Annotated in this window: 16 protein-coding genes and 1 tRNA gene; 11 read left to right on the top strand and 6 right to left on the bottom strand. The window is 55.4% G+C overall.

From position 1 onward, the window contains the following. Positions 1-66: 66 nt before the first annotated feature. From hisD to hisIE, 7 genes are all read left to right on the top strand, one after another. Complete coding sequence (hisD, locus tag H4317_RS09470; RefSeq protein ID WP_185889872.1) at positions 67-1368, top strand: histidinol dehydrogenase; 1302 nt, start codon at positions 67-69, stop codon at positions 1366-1368. A 170-nt stretch (positions 1369-1538) separates the two neighbouring features. Further along, on the top strand, positions 1539-2600 hold the full coding sequence (gene hisC, locus H4317_RS09465) for a histidinol-phosphate transaminase (RefSeq protein ID WP_185889871.1): 1062 nt from the start codon (positions 1539-1541) through the stop codon (positions 2598-2600). Positions 2601-2746: 146 nt separating this feature from the next. Then, positions 2747-3859: a bifunctional histidinol-phosphatase/imidazoleglycerol-phosphate dehydratase HisB gene (gene hisB / locus H4317_RS09460; RefSeq protein WP_185889870.1), complete on the top strand. Its 1113-nt coding sequence runs from the start codon at positions 2747-2749 to the stop codon at positions 3857-3859. A 124-nt stretch (positions 3860-3983) separates the two neighbouring features. Beyond that, positions 3984-4574, top strand: a complete 591-nt coding sequence (gene hisH, locus H4317_RS09455) for an imidazole glycerol phosphate synthase subunit HisH (RefSeq protein ID WP_185889869.1) — start codon at positions 3984-3986, stop codon at positions 4572-4574. Between the two features lie 191 nt (positions 4575-4765). Continuing rightward, complete coding sequence (hisA, locus tag H4317_RS09450; RefSeq protein ID WP_185889868.1) at positions 4766-5482, top strand: 1-(5-phosphoribosyl)-5-[(5-phosphoribosylamino)methylideneamino]imidazole-4-carboxamide isomerase; 717 nt, start codon at positions 4766-4768, stop codon at positions 5480-5482. A gap of 116 nt (positions 5483-5598) precedes the next feature. Beyond that, a complete protein-coding gene (gene hisF, locus H4317_RS09445) occupies positions 5599-6357 on the top strand; it encodes an imidazole glycerol phosphate synthase subunit HisF (protein WP_185889867.1) in 759 nt (252 codons plus the stop codon). Positions 6358-6449: 92 nt separating this feature from the next. Next, the gene (hisIE, locus tag H4317_RS09440) at positions 6450-7088 is read left to right on the top strand and encodes a bifunctional phosphoribosyl-AMP cyclohydrolase/phosphoribosyl-ATP diphosphatase HisIE (protein ID WP_185889866.1); all 639 of its coding nucleotides are present in this window, start codon (positions 6450-6452) and stop codon (positions 7086-7088) included. A gap of 88 nt (positions 7089-7176) precedes the next feature. Here the strand turns inward: hisIE and H4317_RS09435 are convergent, their stop codons facing one another. From H4317_RS09435 to H4317_RS09415, 5 genes are all read right to left on the bottom strand, one after another. Then, positions 7177-8211, bottom strand: coding sequence for a hypothetical protein (locus tag H4317_RS09435; RefSeq protein ID WP_185889865.1), 1035 nt, complete (start codon positions 8209-8211; stop codon positions 7177-7179). Positions 8212-9312: 1101 nt separating this feature from the next. Continuing rightward, a complete protein-coding gene (locus H4317_RS09430; RefSeq protein WP_185889864.1) occupies positions 9313-10455 on the bottom strand; it encodes a tetratricopeptide repeat protein in 1143 nt (380 codons plus the stop codon). Between the two features lie 150 nt (positions 10456-10605). Then, positions 10606-13206 (bottom strand): DNA gyrase subunit A, encoded by a 2601-nt coding sequence (gyrA, locus tag H4317_RS09425; protein WP_185889863.1) that lies wholly within the window; start codon positions 13204-13206, stop codon positions 10606-10608. Between the two features lie 126 nt (positions 13207-13332). Further along, a complete protein-coding gene (locus H4317_RS09420; protein WP_185889862.1) occupies positions 13333-13575 on the bottom strand; it encodes a hypothetical protein in 243 nt (80 codons plus the stop codon). Between the two features lie 61 nt (positions 13576-13636). Further along, the gene (locus H4317_RS09415) at positions 13637-14323 is read right to left on the bottom strand and encodes an HD domain-containing protein (protein WP_185889861.1); all 687 of its coding nucleotides are present in this window, start codon (positions 14321-14323) and stop codon (positions 13637-13639) included. A gap of 225 nt (positions 14324-14548) precedes the next feature. On the opposite strand from H4317_RS09415, the gene H4317_RS09410 reads away from it, so the two are divergent. Together H4317_RS09410 and H4317_RS09405 are read left to right on the top strand one after the other, a co-directional pair. Further along, a complete protein-coding gene (locus H4317_RS09410) occupies positions 14549-16009 on the top strand; it encodes a L,D-transpeptidase scaffold domain-containing protein (RefSeq protein WP_185889860.1) in 1461 nt (486 codons plus the stop codon). An 87-nt stretch (positions 16010-16096) separates the two neighbouring features. Continuing rightward, positions 16097-16169, top strand: a tRNA-Thr gene (locus tag H4317_RS09405). Between the two features lie 216 nt (positions 16170-16385). Here H4317_RS09405 and H4317_RS09400 read toward each other — a convergent pair. After that, positions 16386-16631, bottom strand: a complete 246-nt coding sequence (locus H4317_RS09400; protein WP_185889859.1) for a hypothetical protein — start codon at positions 16629-16631, stop codon at positions 16386-16388. 586 nt (positions 16632-17217) lie between these two features. Between H4317_RS09400 and H4317_RS09395 the strand changes: the two genes are divergently transcribed. Next, a complete protein-coding gene (locus H4317_RS09395) occupies positions 17218-17688 on the top strand; it encodes a hypothetical protein (RefSeq protein ID WP_185889858.1) in 471 nt (156 codons plus the stop codon). A gap of 318 nt (positions 17689-18006) precedes the next feature. Next, complete coding sequence (locus H4317_RS09390; RefSeq protein WP_185889857.1) at positions 18007-18261, top strand: hypothetical protein; 255 nt, start codon at positions 18007-18009, stop codon at positions 18259-18261. Positions 18262-18315: the final 54 nt, after the last annotated feature.

Raw genomic sequence — 18315 nt, 5'->3', positions numbered from 1 at the left:
TATGCCTTGCTTGGTGTCAAACGAACGAAGTCTCACTTGTGACCTCTAACATCTCATTTCTACCAGATGAACATCTTCCAATATCCCGTACAAGCCGAGTGGGCGGTGCTGCAGCAGCGGGCGGCCCAGCAGCAAATCCAGGACGTGGAGCAGCGTGTGCAGCAGATTTTTGAGGATGTGCGCCAACGTGGCGACGCGGCCCTGCTCGACTACGCCCGCCAGTTCGATGGGGCCGACCTCTCGGCCGGCCTGCGCGTGGGGCCCGAGGAACTGGCCGCCGCCGCGGCCCAGGTGCCGGCCGAGCTGCAAACGGCCATCCGGCAGGCGCACGCTAATATTCTGCGCTTCCATAAGGCGCAAATACCGCAAGAGGAACGTGTGGAAACCATGCCGGGCGTCACGTGCTGGCGGCGGGCGGTGCCCGTACAGCGCGTTGGCCTCTACATTCCGGGCGGCACGGCGCCGCTGTTCAGCACCCTGCTGATGCTGGGCGTACCAGCCCGCCTGGCTGGTTGCCCCGAAATCGTGCTCTGCACTCCGCCCCAGAAGGACGGGTCGGTGAACCCCATTATCCTGTTCACGGCCCAGTTGCTGGGCATCACCACCATTGTAAAAGCCGGCGGGGCCCAGGCCGTGGCCGCCTTGAGCGGTGGTACCGATTCGGTGCCGGCCGTGGACAAGATTTTCGGTCCCGGCAACCGCTACGTGACGGCCGCCAAGCAGTTGGCCACCCGCTACGGCGTGGCTATCGACATGCCGGCCGGCCCCTCGGAGGTATTGGTTATCGCCGACGAATCGGCCACGCCGGCCTTCGTGGCTGCCGACCTGCTCAGCCAGGCCGAGCACGGCCCCGACTCGCAGGTGATTCTACTGTCGGACTCGCTGTCGATGCTGGAGCAAACCAAAGCCGAGGTGGAGCGCCAGCTGCGGGAGCTGCCCCGGGCGGAAGTAGCGGCCCAGGCTCTTACCGAAAGCCGCGCCATTCTGCTGCGCACGCCCGAGGAAATGCTCTACTTCTCGAACCAGTATGCGCCCGAGCACCTGATTCTGGCCGTGCGCAACCCCGAGCAGCTGGCAGAAGGCGTCACCAACGCCGGCTCCGTGTTCCTGGGCCACCTCACCCCGGAAGCTGTGGGCGACTACGCCTCGGGTACCAACCACACGCTGCCCACCAACGGCTACGCCCGCAACTACAGCGGCGTGTCGCTGGATTCGTTCCTGAAGAAAATCACCTTCCAGCGCCTCACCCCCGAAGGCCTGCTGAACGTGGGCCCCGTGGTAGAAACTATGGCCGAAGCCGAAGGACTCCGCGCCCACGCCCGCGCCGTCACCCTCCGCCTGGAAGTCCTGGCCGGCGGGGAGGAATAAGTATAGGATAACAGTAGAACGTCATGCTGAGCTTGTCGAAGCATCTCGCTTGCCGACGCCGAAACGAAAACCGCTCCATAGTCCAGGGTGTAAACCCTGGGCTACTGAATCGTCGCCTGACGCTCTACAAAATCCGTGAAATCCGAATAATCCGTTTAAATCCGTGATTCATGTTCAATCTTGATAGCCTCGTACGCCCTAATCTGCGGGATATGAAGCCCTACTCATCGGCCCGCGACGAATTTCAGGGCGAGGCCCAGGTGATGCTCGATGCCAACGAGAACAGCCTCGGCAGCGCCGGTCCCGATCAGTTCAACCGCTACCCCGACCCACAGCAGCGCGCCGTAAAGGCCGAGCTGGCCCAGCTCAAAGGCGTGGAGTCAGCCCAGATTTTCCTCGGCAACGGCTCCGATGAGGCCATCGATCTGCTGGTGCGCCTCACCTGCGTGCCCGGGCAGGACAGCCTGCTGATCCTGCCGCCCACCTACGGCATGTACGAGGTGGCCGCCAACCTGAATGATGTGCGTGTAGAGCGCCTGCAGCTGACGCACGATTTCCAGCTTTCGCCCGAAATCGTGGCTGGTGTACTGGTTTCGGATGCGAAACTGGTGTGGCTCTGCTCGCCCAACAACCCTACCGGCAACCTGCTCCACGCCGGGTACATGGAGGAAGTTCTGCGCGGTTTCCGCGGGCTGGTGGTGGTAGATGAGGCCTACGCCGATTTCGCCGCTGCTCCCAGCTGGACCACCCGTCTGGCTGAGTTTCCCAACCTGGTGGTGCTGCAAACCTTCTCCAAAGCCTGGGGCCTGGCTGGTCTGCGTCTGGGTATGGCCTTCGCCTCGCCGGAAATCATCGGCTACCTCAACAAAATCAAGCCGCCCTACAACGTATCGGAAGCTACGCAGCGCTTCGCCCTGCAGGCCCTGCGCGACGCCGACCGGTTTGAGGCGCTACGCCAGCTGCTGCTGGTGGGCCGCGACTGGCTGGCCGAGCGTCTGCCTGCGCTGCCTATCGTGGCGGAGGTGTTCCCTTCAGATGCCAACTTCCTGCTGGTGCGCTTCCACCCCGACGCCACGGCCGTGTACGATTTCCTGGTCGCCCGGGGCATCATCGTGCGTAACCGCACCACCCAGCCCGGCTGCGCCGGCACGCTCCGCCTCACCGTGGGCAAGCCCGCCGAGAATGAGCAACTGCTCCAGGCCCTGCGGGAGTTTCAGGGACAGTATATATAAGGAAAGGAGTGGAGTGGAGTAATGAATAAAGACCGTCATGCTGAGCTTGCCGAAGCATCTTTACCGATTCGTTGCAATAGATTGAGTAGTCAGAGGCAGGGATGCTTTGATGAGGCTCAGGCTGACAATGACTTCTTAAATCAAATATGAAAAAAGTACTCTTCATTGACCGCGACGGCACTATCCTCATCGAGCCGCCGACGGATTTTCAGGTGGACGCGCTGACGCGGGAAAAATTTCAGTTTGTGCCCGGTGCCATCACCGGCTTGGCCCGCATTGCCCGCGAGCTGGATTACGAGCTGGTGCTGGTGAGCAACCAGGACGGCCTCGGCACCGCCAGCTTCCCGGAGGATACCTTCTGGCCGGCGCACAATATGATGCTCGACGTGCTGCGTTCGGAAGGAGTGGAGTTCGTGCGCGAGCACATCGACCGGAGCTTCCCCCAAGAGAACCTACCCACCCGTAAGCCCGGCACCGGCATGCTCACCCAGTACCTAGGCGAAGGCAGCGGTTACGACCTCAAAAACTCCTTCGTCATCGGCGACCGGCTGACCGACGTGGAGCTGGCCCAGAACCTGGGCTGCCTGTCTATCCTGCTGAAGCCGGAAGGGGAGGGCGACGAGCGCGCCGCGCTGACCACCATAAGCTGGGAAAAAATATACCAGTTTCTGCGGCTGCCCGCCCGCACCGCCGTGGTACAACGCGACACGAATGAAACCAAAATCAGCATCGAGCTGAACCTCGACGGCAACGGCCGCCCCGAGATGCACACCGGCCTGGGCTTCTTCGACCACATGCTCGACCAGCTCAGCAAGCACTCGGGCGTGGATATGCGCATCACGGTACAAGGTGATCTGCACATCGACGAGCATCACACCATCGAGGACACGGCCATTGCCCTTGGCGAAGCCTTCACCCAGGCCCTCGGCGACAAGCGCGGCCTGGCCCGCTACGGTTTCCTGCTGCCCATGGACGACGTGCTGGCCCAGGCCGCCATCGACTTCTCGGGCCGCCCCTGGATTGTGTGGGACGCCGAGTTTAAGCGTGAGAAAGTAGGGGATATGCCCTGCGAAATGTTTTACCATTTCTTCAAGAGCTTCTCCGATGCCGCCCGCTGCAACCTCAACATCAAAGCCGAGGGCCAGAACGAGCACCACAAGATCGAAGCCATTTTCAAGGCCGTAGCCAAGTCCATCAAAATAGCCCTGGTGCGCGACGCCGGCCGCATGGAAATCCCCAGCACCAAAGGCATTCTGTAGTTTATTCATTTGTATAAACAAATGGATAAAGAGCTGGTTGCGCGGGATTTGCATGCATAACTGTCCGGCTTTACACTTCTTTTAAACATAAGAATAAGCATCTGCTGATTTTTGATATTCTCAAATGAAAATAGCTATCATTGATTACAAAGGCGGCAATGTGCAGTCGGTGTTATTTGCGCTGGAACGACTGGGCGTGCAGGCCACGCTCACGGCCGACCACGACGTGATTCGCCGCGCCGATAAGGTGCTGTTCCCGGGAGAAGGCGAGGCGGCTTCGGCTATGCGGGAGCTGCGGGCCCAGGGTCTGCACGAGCTGCTGCCCACGCTTACTCAACCGTTCCTGGGCATCTGCCTGGGCATGCAGCTGCTGGGCCGCCATACCCAGGAGGGCGGGGGTACCGAGCTGCTCAATATTCTACCCTTTGATGTGGTGCACTTTCCGGCCACGCCGGAGCACAAAGTGCCGCACATGGGCTGGAACAATCTGCAGACGTTGCGCGGTCCGCTGTTTGAGGGCCTCAGCGCCGAGGACTACGTGTACTTTGTGCACAGCTACTACGCTCCCGTGGGCGGGTATACTATTGCCGAGGCCGCGTATCCCGCGCCGTTCAGCGCCGCCGTGCAGCACGAGAACTTCTACGCCGTGCAGTTCCACACCGAAAAGAGCGGCCCCGTCGGCACCCGCATCCTGGAAAACTTTCTCAAGCTGTAAGCTGGTGATAAACGAGCGTCATGCTGAGCATGTGGCGGATTGAGCCAGGTGCGCAGCCGCAGTCGAAGCATCTCTACCGCTTCGTTGCAAGGCTAATTGATTAGTCAGCTAGAGATTCGATTGCGCCTCCGGCTTCACTCAGCATGACCGTTCTTATGATCCGCTTCCAGCAACCAAGTACAAACAATACAATGGAAATCATTCCCGCTATTGACCTCATCAACGGCCAGTGCGTGCGCCTGACGGAGGGCGACTTTGCCCAGCAGACCACTTACGACGCCGACCCGCTGGCCGTGGCCCAACGCTTCGAGGCCGCCGGCGTGAAGCGCCTGCATCTGGTGGACCTCGATGGTGCCCGAGCCAAGCGCCCCGTGAACCTGCCCGTGCTGGAGCGCATTGCCCGCCACACCAGCCTGCACATCGACTTTGGGGGCGGGCTGCAGTGTGAGGAAGCCGTGCGCCAGGCCTTCGACGCCGGGTCCCGGCAGATTACCGCCGGCAGCATTGCCGTGCGCGAGCCGGAAATCGTGCATGGCTGGCTCCGCACCTTCGGGGCCGACCGTATCATCATCGGGGCCGACTACCGCGACAACCACATTTCCATTAACGCCTGGGCCGAGCAGAGCGAGCGGACCCTGCGCGAGTTTGTGGAAGGCTACCTGGCCAGCGGGGCCACCACCTTCATCTGTACCGATGTGAGCAAGGACGGCAAGCTCCAGGGCCCGTCGCTGGCCACCTACACCGAGCTGCGCGAGCAGCTGCCCGCCGCCCGCCTCATTGCCAGCGGCGGCGTAACCACCATTGCCGACGTAGAGGCCCTGGCCGCCGTGGGCATGCACGGGGCCATCATCGGCAAAGCCATCTACGAAGGCACCATCACGCTGGAGCAGCTGCAGCCCTGGCTATGATTTCGTTTTTAGTTATCAGTTGTTCGTTGCTTGTCCACTCTCGATGTAGTCAGCCGGCAATAAACCATACAATCACTGACAACTGATAACGAACCACTGACAACTAAAAAACAAGCATGCTAACCAAACGAATCATACCCTGCCTCGACGTGAAGGACGGGCGCACCGTGAAAGGGGTGCGCTTTGAGGGCCTGCGCGACGCCGGCGACCCGGTGGCCCTGGCTGCCCGCTACGCCCTCGAGGGGGCCGATGAGCTGGTGTTCCTCGATATCACCGCCACCAACCAGAAGCGTACCACGCTCGTGGCCCTGGTGCGTGACGTGGCCCGGGAGCTGGACATTCCGTTTACCGTGGGCGGTGGCATCGGCACTGTGTCCGATGTGGAGGCCCTGCTCATGAACGGGGCCGATAAAGTGAGCATCAACTCGGCCGCTTTGGCGCGTCCCGAGCTGATTGATGAGTTGGCCGCCCGCTTCGGCTCCCAGTGCATTGTGGTGGCCGCCGATGCTCGCTACAACGACGCCGACGGCTGGCAGATCTACACCCGGGCCGGCACCCACAACACCAGCCGCGACGCGGTGCAGTGGTGTCGGGAAGCCGCTGAGCGGGGCGCGGGCGAAATCCTGCTGACCTCCATGAGCAATGACGGCACCAAGGACGGCTTCGCGCTGGATATCACCGGGGCCGTGAGCCGGGCCGTGACCATCCCGGTCATTGCCAGCGGCGGCGCGGGCTCCAAGCAGGATTTTACCAACGTGTTCCAGCAGGCCCACGCCGATGCTGGCCTCGCCGCCAGCATCTTCCACTTCGGCGAAATCGGCATCCGCGAGCTAAAAGAACACCTGCGCCACGACGGCATTGCCGTGCGGCTGTAAATGAGTTGTCAGTTATTGGTTGTCAGTTGTCAGAGAATGTGACGCTTGCGCCGGTACTGACAACCAATAACCAATAACTGACAACTAAGCTAATGGATTTTGCCAAAATGCCCGATGGGCTGATTCCCGTCATTGTGCAGGATGCCCACACGGGGCAGGTGCTGATGCTAGGCTACCAGAACGAGGAAGCGCAGCGTGTCACCCGCCAGACGGGCCGCGTGACGTTCTTTTCTCGCTCCAAGCAACGCCTTTGGACCAAGGGCGAAACGTCCGGCAACTACCTCACCGTAGTCAGTGAGCACGAGGACTGCGACCAGGACGCCCTGCTTATCCTGGCCCGCCCCGACGGTCCCACCTGCCACCGGGGTAACACCAGCTGCTTCGAACAGCCCCAGCAGACGCACTATCCGGCTCCGGCCGTGAGCTTTGTGGCGGAGCTGGAGCGCCTGGTGCAGCGTCGCCACCAGCACCCCGATGAAGACCCCAAGTCATACACCGCCTCCCTGTTCCGCAAGGGTATGCCCAAAATCGCCCAGAAAGTGGGAGAGGAGGCCGTGGAAACCGTCATTGACGCCGTGGGTGGCAACGTGGAAGGGCTTAAAGGTGAGGTTGCCGACTTGCTTTACCATTTGTTGGTACTGCTAACGGCCTCAGGCCTCTCGCTGGAAGACGTGGTGGAAGTGCTTAAGCAGCGCCATACAATCATTTCCGGCGGCGTGCGTCGGGAGTAGCCGGGAAGATAAAACCGCCCGCTCTTAGCTAGTGTAAGCAGTCAGGAGCGGGCGGTTTTTTTATGACTGATGTTACGATTAGATGTAATTATTTAATCGTCAGGTTTTTTCTAATTTTTTCAAGTAAAATCCTGACGATTTCGAGGTCATCTACATCCTGAATATCTAATTGAGTGTCCAGACCAGGACCGGCAATACGAATAATATAGCCTCCGGCCACTGGTGCTTCCAATTCAGGGGTTCGACCTGGCGCGGTGGTAGCAGGCATGGAACGGGAAGGCTCATTAGCTGGAATGTTGGAGTTAGCTGATACTGCTGTAGCTGATGGTACAAGAGGTGCTGTAGAAATAGACTGTGAAGCGGAAGCGGTAGACGAGCGATTTAACCCAAATAAGGCAGACACAGGATCTGTATCCCGTAGAGCTTCAGTACTCGGTTTAGAAGAGGGTTCCGGTACAAAGCCCTGTTTTTCCGATATGCTATCAATAGGGGCGTGTTCCTGGGAGTCTAAAGGGCTTGCTTCAGGATATGCTGCAGCAGGAATAGAGGAGGCAGAAGATGTTGCTGCAGGACTATTCGTAGTCTTAAACAGGTTGAGGGGCATTTCGCCACTGGCAAGCTCACGTCGTGGGCCTTGCTGGGCGGCTAGGTGGTCAATGTCGGCAATAATATTGCGCTCATCCAGAATGCCTGCCATCCGTGCACCATCAACAAATGCTTTGGCTACGTTTTGGGCATTGATTTCTTCTACTCCGAATTCACGAATCAGCATGATGTCAAACATCTGGACAGGTAATTCCTTGTTCCGAAACTTGCGGCTTATTTGTGAAAACAGCGGTGGGTGTAGAAAGGCCTCCCTGTGGTAAAGCAGTTCTTCCTGCTTATCATAGGCGTGTTTGATTCTACGAAACAGATTGGTTGTAGTAAGTAGCTCTCTCTTACTGGTGAGCAAACCGAACTTTACAGCGGAGCCAAGAATAGCTTTGAAGGAACCGCTGACTTTACGGTTTAGCTTTCTGGCGCATGCCTCAATAGAGCATTTACCGCCAGTGTCATCAACCACTTCAGCTACTTCCCAAGCCCCTGCATAAGAGGTTCGTGGGTAATCAATTGTCTTGGGCATAAAATATGGAAGGAAGGTACAAATGACAGGAAGTAAATATAAAAAGAGTAATGGTATATACAAGCAGCATAAAGCACAAAACAGTCAATAAAAGTAATACTTATTTGTACTTTTTATGCTTTTTTTTACTATTTAGAGCTTAGCAACGCTCATATATATGTTTAAGCACAATCAGCATCGCAACAAAAATATATACTACACTAATTCCAAGGCCAGCGGGCGGGCAGGAGAGACCGTTCAGGTATCTGAGGGCGTCAAATCTTCCCATTACGCGTCTGGTAACTCGCTAGACCCATCTAGACTCAACTCAAGTGTCCTTCGCACTAGCATATTACTGAGGCTTTAAATGACTACCTGTTTTAAAGTAAATCCAGCTACATCCAGCCAGCCTTTGCACCAAAACTTGAAGCGTAGATTAGAATAGGAGTGGAGCAAAGAGAATTAACAGACCCTCTTGATATTTATAGCAGGAGCCGTGACCAAGCCATCCCGTGAGTTCCTCGTTCGGTTTCTGGTTGTATACCTCGCACTACAGCTGCTGATATACTACGGCGACATGCAACTTTTAAGCTTCAAGTCACGCCAGCCAAAACACTATTTACAACAAGTAAACAGGTTGTACTCTGCATTGCTTCTTGCTACGCCAGAGTGCGCAAAGATCCTGAACCGCACGATTCTGGTATTCCTTTAGGTGATTGTTCGGACTCAGTTTGTTTCGAGCATTGTGATGCTGTTCGCGTTGGCGAGACGCTTATTCCAGCCCGAAGTTTCTACCTGGTCACGTATTCGCCTGGACATAGGCTGCGTAATTGCGTCCGTCAACGCTTGAAATCGGCGAGTTCCGTTTCAGTGTATTGCTGTACTTTTCAGTCTTCGCTGTTTGCGTTAGTCGTGATGGGTGTGGCCCAGCCACGTGTCCTTGACGCTGTAAGTGACAGTGAGGTATGAATTGTGGCCAACTGCATAACACTGAGACTTAAACACCGCATATTGATAAATATCGTTTTGTCTTATAATTTATATTATGTTAAGTGTTGATTAGTAAAAGGGGCCCGGTAGTTATCCGTGCCTCCTCCACTTTCATTGTTAACCAACTGAAGGTTATTTTTTTAGCGCATCCAGCTTGGTCATCATACGCTCCGAATCCGCAGTGCGTCCTAGAGTCTGATAGGCTTTCTGCAGTGAGGAAATGGTAGCACGATCCTCTGGCTGAATTGCCATTGCTTTTTCGAAGTAAGGAACGGCATCCGAGATATACTTCTTGCCTTCCGCTTCCAAGCGCTTACCTGTCTTCTGGTATGTCGCCAAGTCCATCTTGTTGGTACGCTTAAAAATATCAGCGCCTCGGTTGAAGCTATATACCCCTAAGTTGAAGTTCGCATCAAAATTGCTCGGATCAATTTCAACAGCTTTGCGGTACGCTTTCAACGCTTCCTCAGGCTGTTTGTCCTGATCCAAAATCGAACCTTTTACGGCATACAGATTAGAGTTAGTAGGGTCTGCCTGAATAGCACGCTCGATTTTGCCAAGCGCTTCTTTGCCACGGCCAGCACTCAAATACATATTGAGTTCCTCTAGCATGAAGCCCTTGTTGTTAGGATACGCTTTCAGCGCTTGCTCCACTACTTTCATAGCCTCCTGGTCGTTCTTTTCCTGGCGAGCAATCTGCAGCATGCGACCATACATCTGGGGCGACTTATAATTCATCGCCACCAACTGATCATACGTGGATCTAGCGGAGGTAAAATCCTGCTTAGCTTCCGCAGCATACGCCGCATACAGATATGCCGTCGTGTCTTGTGGACGGATCTGCTGAGCCATTTTATACGACTTAATGGCCTCATCGTAGTTCTTGCCGTTGTAGCTTTCTACGCCGGCGTTCAGAGCCGCGCCATACAGGTTGTCAAGTTTAGCAACCGCCTGTTTGCCAAATTCTCCGTCTTTGCCATCAAGCTGAATAGCTTTCTGGTAAGACTCGAACGCGACGCGTGTGCCTTCACCGGCACTCAGGTTTTTGCTATAGATTGGGCTGGCGGCCATCCCCTCGTAGATTTCACCACGGGTAAACCAGGTTTTGGCTTTGCCCTGCGTTTTCTCATTGACAATTGCCTTGTCAATATCAGTACGTGCTTTATCGAGCAGGCCTTGGCGTTGGTTCAGGATGGCATTCGTTACGGCCGAATTTTGGGCCGAAGCGGAGGTCAGCGCCGCCGCAGCGACAAGCGTCAGAAGTAGCTTCTTCATAGGGAGTTTTCTGAAGAATGTTCAGGTGAAAGAAAGGAATTGCACAGGAAACGGGGAAATACGGTGCGAAGTTCAGCGCTGCTACTGCCCCGGCTGAAAGAAAGAAGCTGGACGCTTTGAAACGCCCAGCCTCTGGCCTTCTAAAATTTCTTACAGTTCGTCGTCAGTTGCGTCCTCATCAGTGTCCTCAACGTCCTCATCCTCATCCTCATCAGAGTCGATTCCATCGGGCTCGGCATCCAGCAGCTCTGCATCAACAGCCGCCACAGGAACGCCGTCGAGAACAGCATCAGATTCTAGGTCCTTATCTTCTTCAGCAGCTACTTTAGCTACCGAAGAAATTTCGTCGCCTTCATTGATTTTCAGTAGCCGCACACCTTGTGTAGCCCGGCCAATGATGCGCAGATCAGCTACTCGCAGACGAATCGTAATACCTGATTTGTTGATGATCATCAAATCATCGGTATCATTCACATCCTTGATGGCTACCAGCGCCCCGGTTTTCTCGGTAATTTTCATGGCCCGGACACCCTTACCACCACGATTGGTGATACGGTATTCGTCTAGTTCGGAGCGTTTGCCGTAGCCATTTTCCGATACCACCAGCAGTTCCTGACTCGGATCCGACACACACACCATACCAACTACCCGGTCCGATTCATCGGCCAGCGTAATGCCGCGCACCCCGGCGGCGGTACGGCCCATGGAGCGTACTTTGCCTTCCGGGAAACGTACGGCCCGGCCGGAACGCAGCGCCACTACTACTTCGGAATTGCCGTTCGTCAAGCGTACATCGAGCAGACGGTCGCCTTCGTTGATAGTAATGGCGTTGATACCGGCTGCACGCGGCCGCGAGTAAGCCTCCAGCGGCGTTTTCTTTACTGTACCCTGCTCGGTGCAGAACATCAGGTAAGTATTTTCCAGATAGTCTGGGTCGCGGAGGCCACGCACGTTGAGCACAGAGCGCACCGCATCTTCGCGCGGAATTTCAATCAGGTTTTGGATAGGCCGGCCTTTGGCAGCCTTCCCTCCTTCCGGAACTTCGTACACTTTCAGCCAGAATACACGGCCCAGTTCCGTGAAGAACAGCAGGTATTCGTGCGTGGTGGCCACAAACAGATGTTCCGTGAAGTCATCCTGCTTGGAAGCGGCGCCACGGGCCCCTACGCCGCCACGGCCCTGCGAACGGTACTCATTGAGGGCCGTGCGCTTGATGTAGCCATCGTTGGAGATGGTGATGACCATGCTCTCGTCGGCAATCATATCCTCCATGGAGAAGTCGCCGCCGGCGTACTCGATAGCCGTGCGGCGGGCGTCGCCGTACCGCTCCCGGATTTCGGTCAGCTCGTCCTTGATGATCTGGCGCTGCAGCTCATCCGAGGCGAGTACCGACTTCAGGTAGTCCACGAGCTTCATCAGCTCGTCGTATTCAGCCACTATTTTATCGCGCTCCAGGCCGGTGAGGCGCTGCAGACGCATATCCAAGATGGCGCGGGCCTGCACTTCACTCAGCGAGAAACGCTCGATGAGTTGGGCACGGGCCACTTCGCCGTCGCGCGAGCCGCGGATCAGGGCAATAACTTCGTCGAGGTGGTCCAGCGCAATGAGCAAGCCTTCCAAGATGTGGGCGCGCTTCTGGGCCTCGGCCAGCTCGTAGCGGGTGCGACGCACTACCACGTCGGCACGGTGCTCCACGAAGTAGTGAATCAGCTCCTTGAGGTTGAGCGTCATTGGGCGGCCTTTTACCAGGCACACGTTGTTGACACCGAACGAAGACTGCAATTGCGTGTAGCGGTAGAGCTGGTTGAGCACCACGTTGGGCATGGCGTCGCGCTTCAGGTCATACACGATGCGCATACCGTCGCGGTCCGACTCGTCCCGCAGGTCGGCAATGCCTTCAATCTTCTTGTCGTTGATCAGGGCAGCAGTTTTCTCAATCATCGCCGCCTTATTCACCATATAGGGAATTTCGGTGATGATGATCTGCTCCTTGCCGCTGGGCAAGGTTTCGTAGTGGGCTTTAGCCCGCACTACTACTCGGCCCCGGCCGGTTTCGAAGGCCTGCTTTACACCCTCATAGCCGTAGATAGTGCCACCCGTCGGAAAGTCCGGCGCGGTAACGTGCTCCATCAACTCGGCAATGGTAATCTCCGGGTTGTCGAGGTAGGCAATAATGCCGCTGACCACTTCCGTCAGGTTGTGGGGCGCCATGTTGGTAGCCATACCCACGGCAATACCGGTCGTTCCGTTCACCAGCAGGTTCGGAAACTTGGCCGGCATCACGCTCGGCTCTTCCAGCGAGTCGTCGAAGTTAGGCTGAAAGTCGACCGTCTCTTTATCCAGGTCGCCGAGCATTTCGTCGGCCAAGCGCTTGAGGCGGGCTTCGGTATAACGCATGGCGGCCGGCGAGTCGCCGTCGATGCTACCGAAGTTACCCTGTCCATCTACGAGCGGGTAGCGCAGGCTCCAGTCCTGGGCCATGCGTACCATGGTATCATATACCGAGGAGTCGCCGTGCGGATGGTACTTACCCAGCACCTCGCCCACAATACGGGCTGATTTTTTATAGGATTTGTTGTAGGAAACGCCCAGCTCGCTCATGCCGTACAGCACGCGCCGGTGCACGGGCTTAAGGCCGTCGCGCACATCGGGCAGCGCCCGGGAGATGATAACCGACATCGAGTAGTCGATGTAGGCGCCACGCATCTCGTCTTCGATGTTAATCGGAATGATTTTTTCGCCTTCCGCCATAGGGAGAACTTGAGGAGGCCGGCCGCTGCCAAAAAGGGCAGTTCCGGCGCCGTGAATGAAGGTTGCGTTAAGCCTGCAAGATAGGCAAAAAAGGCCGTTTTTCCTACGACCGGTGGCCCTTTCGACCTACTTCAGCGACTTGCTCTTATCGGCCTTATGCTTACCCGATTTAGGGTTATAGGTCTTGATTTTTTCGCCGATTGCCGGGTTCTGCTTCTTGAACAGCGGCTGCCCCCGATACTTCACTCCGTCGTGGAAATGAATCTTGCGGGTGTGGCAGGACATGATGGGGCAATTGCGGCAGGAGGCTACCGTAAGCAGAACAACAAGCGGCAGCAGGAACCGGAAAACGAGTACTCGAAATGTCATGAAGCAAAGATGAGAGTTTCTTAGCAGCAGTAGCGAATCGAAAGCTGTGGACTCCTAAGTTTTAGCCGCCGCTGGCAGGATGCAGGTCCTGGCCTTCCCATTCCCGAAGAAACTGCGTGAGGAAGGTTTCCATAAATGCGTGCCGCTGCGCAGCAACGCGTTGGGCCGCCGGCGTATGTAGCCGCTCCTGTAGGTGCAGCAACTTTTCATAGAAGTGGTTGATAGTAGGCGCCACGTTTTGCTTGTAGCTGGCAAAAGACTCGTGCTGCACCGGCGGAATATCTGGGTCGTGCAGCGGGCGCCCTTTGTGGCCACCGTAAGCAAAGGCACGCGCCACTCCGATGGCCCCAATGGCATCGAGCCGGTCGGCATCTTGCACCAAAGCTCCTTCCACGGTACTCATGGGCGTGGGTACGCCTACTCCCTTGAAGCTTACCTCCCGGATGATGGTTTCGACAGCCCTGATAACGTGTTCGTCCGCCTGCAGGCCTTCTAGCCAAGCCCGCGCGGCCCGGGGGCCTGCCTCCTCGTCGCCATCATGAAACTTCCAGTCGGCAACGTCGTGCAGCAAAGCCCCCAGCTCAGTGATGAGTGGATTGGCCTCCGGGGTTTCTTCGGCAAGGGCACGGGCTACCTGCCACACCCGGCGAATATGTTCCCAGTCGTGGCCGGAGCCTTCGTGCAAAAATTTCTCGCGAACAAAGTCAGCGGTGCGTGCAATCAGGTCAGTATTCAAAGGATGTAGCATAATGGGTTCTGGTCGCAAAGCAACGACTCCTTTCGCAGAATATTGATTCCCCCTCCGCTGCGTCGCGGACATGTATCCACTGTTCTTGCTTTCGACATAGAAAATACTTAACTTATCCCAAGTGGTCTACGTCGCTATCAAGACGAAAATTTTGCTTTCTGCCAACGGCTACATGAAGTAAATCTACTCGCTCAGCTCTTTACGGCGCTTCTTGCCCCTACTCCCATGGCTTGGTTAAGAAGTAGCGCACGCGCTGCTATTTTCTGGATGGTTCTGGCCGGTAGCGCGCTTGCTCGGGTGCAGTCATCGGCGAAAGAGGCCAACTGCTTCCTATCGGTGCCGGCTACTCAGCCGGCCGCGCTTACACTTCGCTCCCTGCTGGACACGGTAGCGCTGGGGCCGACAGCTACTTATGCTCAGCTGGGCCTGCAGGCCGGAGCCGCCGTCCAGCAGTTTTACAGCCTGCGCAATTTTACGGCGGCCTGGACTCATCCCGATTCCGGCTGGAATCACTCAGCAGAGCAGGCCCTGGCACTACTGCGCCGTGCGCCGGAATTTGGTCTGGACCCTGCAACCTACACGTGGGCGGAACTAATGGCCCTGCCTGACTCGCTTACCAGCTCAACTACCGCGGCCAGTAATATCACGGGGTATGAACTTCGCCTCACCGACGCCTTACTACGGTTTGCCACTCATCTCCGCTACGGGCGCCTGCAACCCGCGACCCTCACTCCTACTGCACTCAGCAACACCTCGGCACAGCAGGCAGCCTTACTCCTTCAGCAGGCCCTGCAAGCACCAGCGTTGGCTCCAGCATTCCTTCGCTGCCAGCCCAGCAGCCGGGCCTATCACCAAATCCAGCAGACCTGGAGCAGGCAGCTTCTTTCGGACTCTACGCAGCCCTCCCGAGGCAATGAAGCCGACTTTCGGCGGGTAGCACTTAATCTAGAGCGCCTGCGCTGGGATGAAGCCCGAAACGACACTACCGAGTACGCACTGGTCAACATCCCAGCTTATCAACTTCAAATTATCAAAAACGGCCAGGTAGTACAGACGCACCGTGTAGTAGTAGGAAAACCCCAGACCCCTACGCCGCAGTTAGAAAGCCACATTAATGTATTTATCACGGCGCCTGACTGGCGCGTGCCGTATAGTATTGCCGCAAACGAAATACTTCCAGAGTTGCAGGACGACCCCAGTTTCCTAGCTGATAACCATTACCGTTTGTTTGACTATCGGAACCGGCCCGTCAATCCATGGCGGGTTCGGTGGGATAGAATCACTCCTCAAACATTTCCTTACACGATTCGCCAGACACCAGGCCGCCACAATGCGTTGGGCAATATCGTGTTCTATTTCGCCAACGACCATGCCATCTATGTACACGATACGCCAGCCAAGTCTCTATTCCGGGAACCTCGCCGGGCGCGCAGCCACGGCTGTATTCGTCTGGAAAAGCCGCTGGAACTAGCCGCCTATCTGCTTAAGCGAGAAGGCCAACAAGCAGCCCTGCATGATATGCGCCGAAGTATCGCTACCCACGAAAAATGCCGCTATGACTTGGCAAAAGGGCTGCCAATCCGTATCCGGTACTATACCTGTGAAGCCCGCAACGGCCGCCTGTATTTCCATCCGGATGTATACTGCGAAGACGAACTGCTAGCAGCAGCATTATTAGTACCGTGAAGCCCAATGGGTTAAATAAAAGTTGTGCTTTTTTTTCGGATTCGGCTTGAAATAATGGCGGCAGCCTGTAGTTTTGCAGCACAATTCGCCTCCTTAGCTCAGCTGGTAGAGCAACTGACTTGTAATCAGTAGGTCGTTGGTTCGATCCCGACAGGAGGCTCATAACAAGAAAAACCCCTTGTAAATCAACTGATTTACAAGGGGTTTTTCTTGTTATGCCCGTTGGAGGTCCTTGCTGCTTATTCAAGTTCAAGAGCGGTTCTGAGGCTTTAACAGGGCATCTCTACACTTGCTTTACCTTAGGCACAAGCCTCTTTCCCGCTGTTCGCGCATACTAGACATCCTCTGACAGTACCATTCAGTCGGCTGTGAACTGCTAGTCAATCTGTGTAATAATTACGCTCCCGCTTACCTCCGTGAATTTACCGGTAGCTGCGTCATTGAAGTAATAGGCGTTGCGCGAGTTGCCCACCTTGCCGGTACTAGTGTAAGTGCGAATGATTTGTCCGCCGGATACTACTTCTACTTTGAAGGTGCTGCCGTAGCTGTCGAGGCGGGCTTGCGAGGCGTCAGTGCAGCCAGCCAAAGCCAGTGCGAGCAGGAAGATGCATATGTGTTTCATATTCGCGAATAAACAAAAAACCCTCGACCTGCTATAGCTCAGGGCTTTTCATATCTAGAACTAGAATACATGCCTTCATTAAGGCTTAGCCCTTTCAGGCTTAACTCGCTTAACGCATAGCACTCATATAAGGCTAGCACCGATGATTATCAGAAAATCGGTACTGTTTTAGGATTTGATAGGACCCTGACGTTACTGGGTGTATCTTGCTAGCTGCTATCTGTAGTGAAGTATTAGTTGTCAGTCTAATTGAGTATCCTTCTTCGAGTCTGGGCCTGGTTTGGCTTGTTTAAAGCTCCTGCCCAGTCCTTCCCTTCTCCGCCCCATCCCCTGCTCGACTGGGAAGAGCTTCCCAAAGAATTATGGCCTGCAGGTTACGCTGAGCATAAGCGCCAGCAGGCGGAACAACCCCAAGATGACTAAGGCCGAACATAGACTAGCCGCCGAACACGGGTGCGCTTTCGGATTTAGACGCCGCACCTGCGCGCTCAATTCCCTGCTATGGCTGAAAAGATACTACTCAGGGTACAAAGCATAGTTGCGACCTGCCATGACACTATTGTGAGAGCCTACGTATCTTTAGAATATGAAACGACTACCTATTTTCAATTATATAGCTGTGATGCTGCTTTGTGGCACTACGGTAGCTTGCAGTGAAACTGACGCGAAGAAGCAAGATGATCCGAAACCCGCGGCCACTCAGCATACCGTGCAGGTGCGCTACAGCGGCGCAAATATTGAGGGCCTTGGGGCACGTATCTCGGGAGCGGCAGTTAGTGCTGATGGACAAACAATATTGAACAACTTCGACACATTGCTTCCAGAAGCAAACGTCTCAGATGTCCTCAGTATAGGCCAGGTTCTGACCGCATATGAGTTTAGCACCACCATTAGTTTCGAAAATCTGCGCACCTCGCGGGCCCCGGTAAATAGTTACTTAGAAGCAGATATTCTGGTAGATGGTGCTGTAAAGCGTTCCATCCGAATTGACCACGCCACTTCCCCGGGAACAACCTTTGTCACAGCCAAGGCTACCATTAAACCTGGCAACTGGTAAGTGCTGTAGGATGCATAAATCACGAAAGCAAGTCTCTCCGTTGTGGGGAGACTTTTTTTATACATCACCTCAAGAAAATGCTTGCGACTAAATTAGTAAGCAATCCTAGGCTAATGCCAGATAAATAATTAGGGTACCATGGAGTGTTACTCTATGCAGATATTTTGAATAGTAGTACTGCAATTAATTATGGAATCCGCGTCCTCGCAAGACAACAACAATTAAAGGCTGTCAGCGTACTAAAAAAATATTTGGTAGGTTTGCGCCACTTGCAATTACGCCTGCTGACATTTTTCACCCGTTACAATTCCCGATAACATGGCCCTTGACATCAGCCAACTCGAAGAAGTGCTTAAAAGCGCCAAGAACAGCGACATAGTAAAGAAAGAATTGCGCAAAGCATTGCGTACTGTTTCTACTGCTATTCGCAACCTTAACCAGGCCGTTGAGGAAATGGATACTATTCTTGCTGACGACTACCAGCCAGCCGTAAAAGAACGTAAGCCCCGTACAGTAACACCGGGAGGCGCTAAGCGTGGCCGCAAGCCTAAAAACGCTACGCCTGCCGCATAGCTTTAAACCAGCAAACCACAAAAAGGACGCCCGACCATTTAGTAAATGGCCGGG

The organism is Hymenobacter sediminicola (genome assembly GCF_014250515.1).
Classification (GTDB): Bacteria; Bacteroidota; Bacteroidia; order Cytophagales; family Hymenobacteraceae; genus Hymenobacter; species Hymenobacter sediminicola.
Note: the sequence above shows the minus strand (reverse complement) of the source record. Positions and strands in the feature narration are given on the sequence as shown.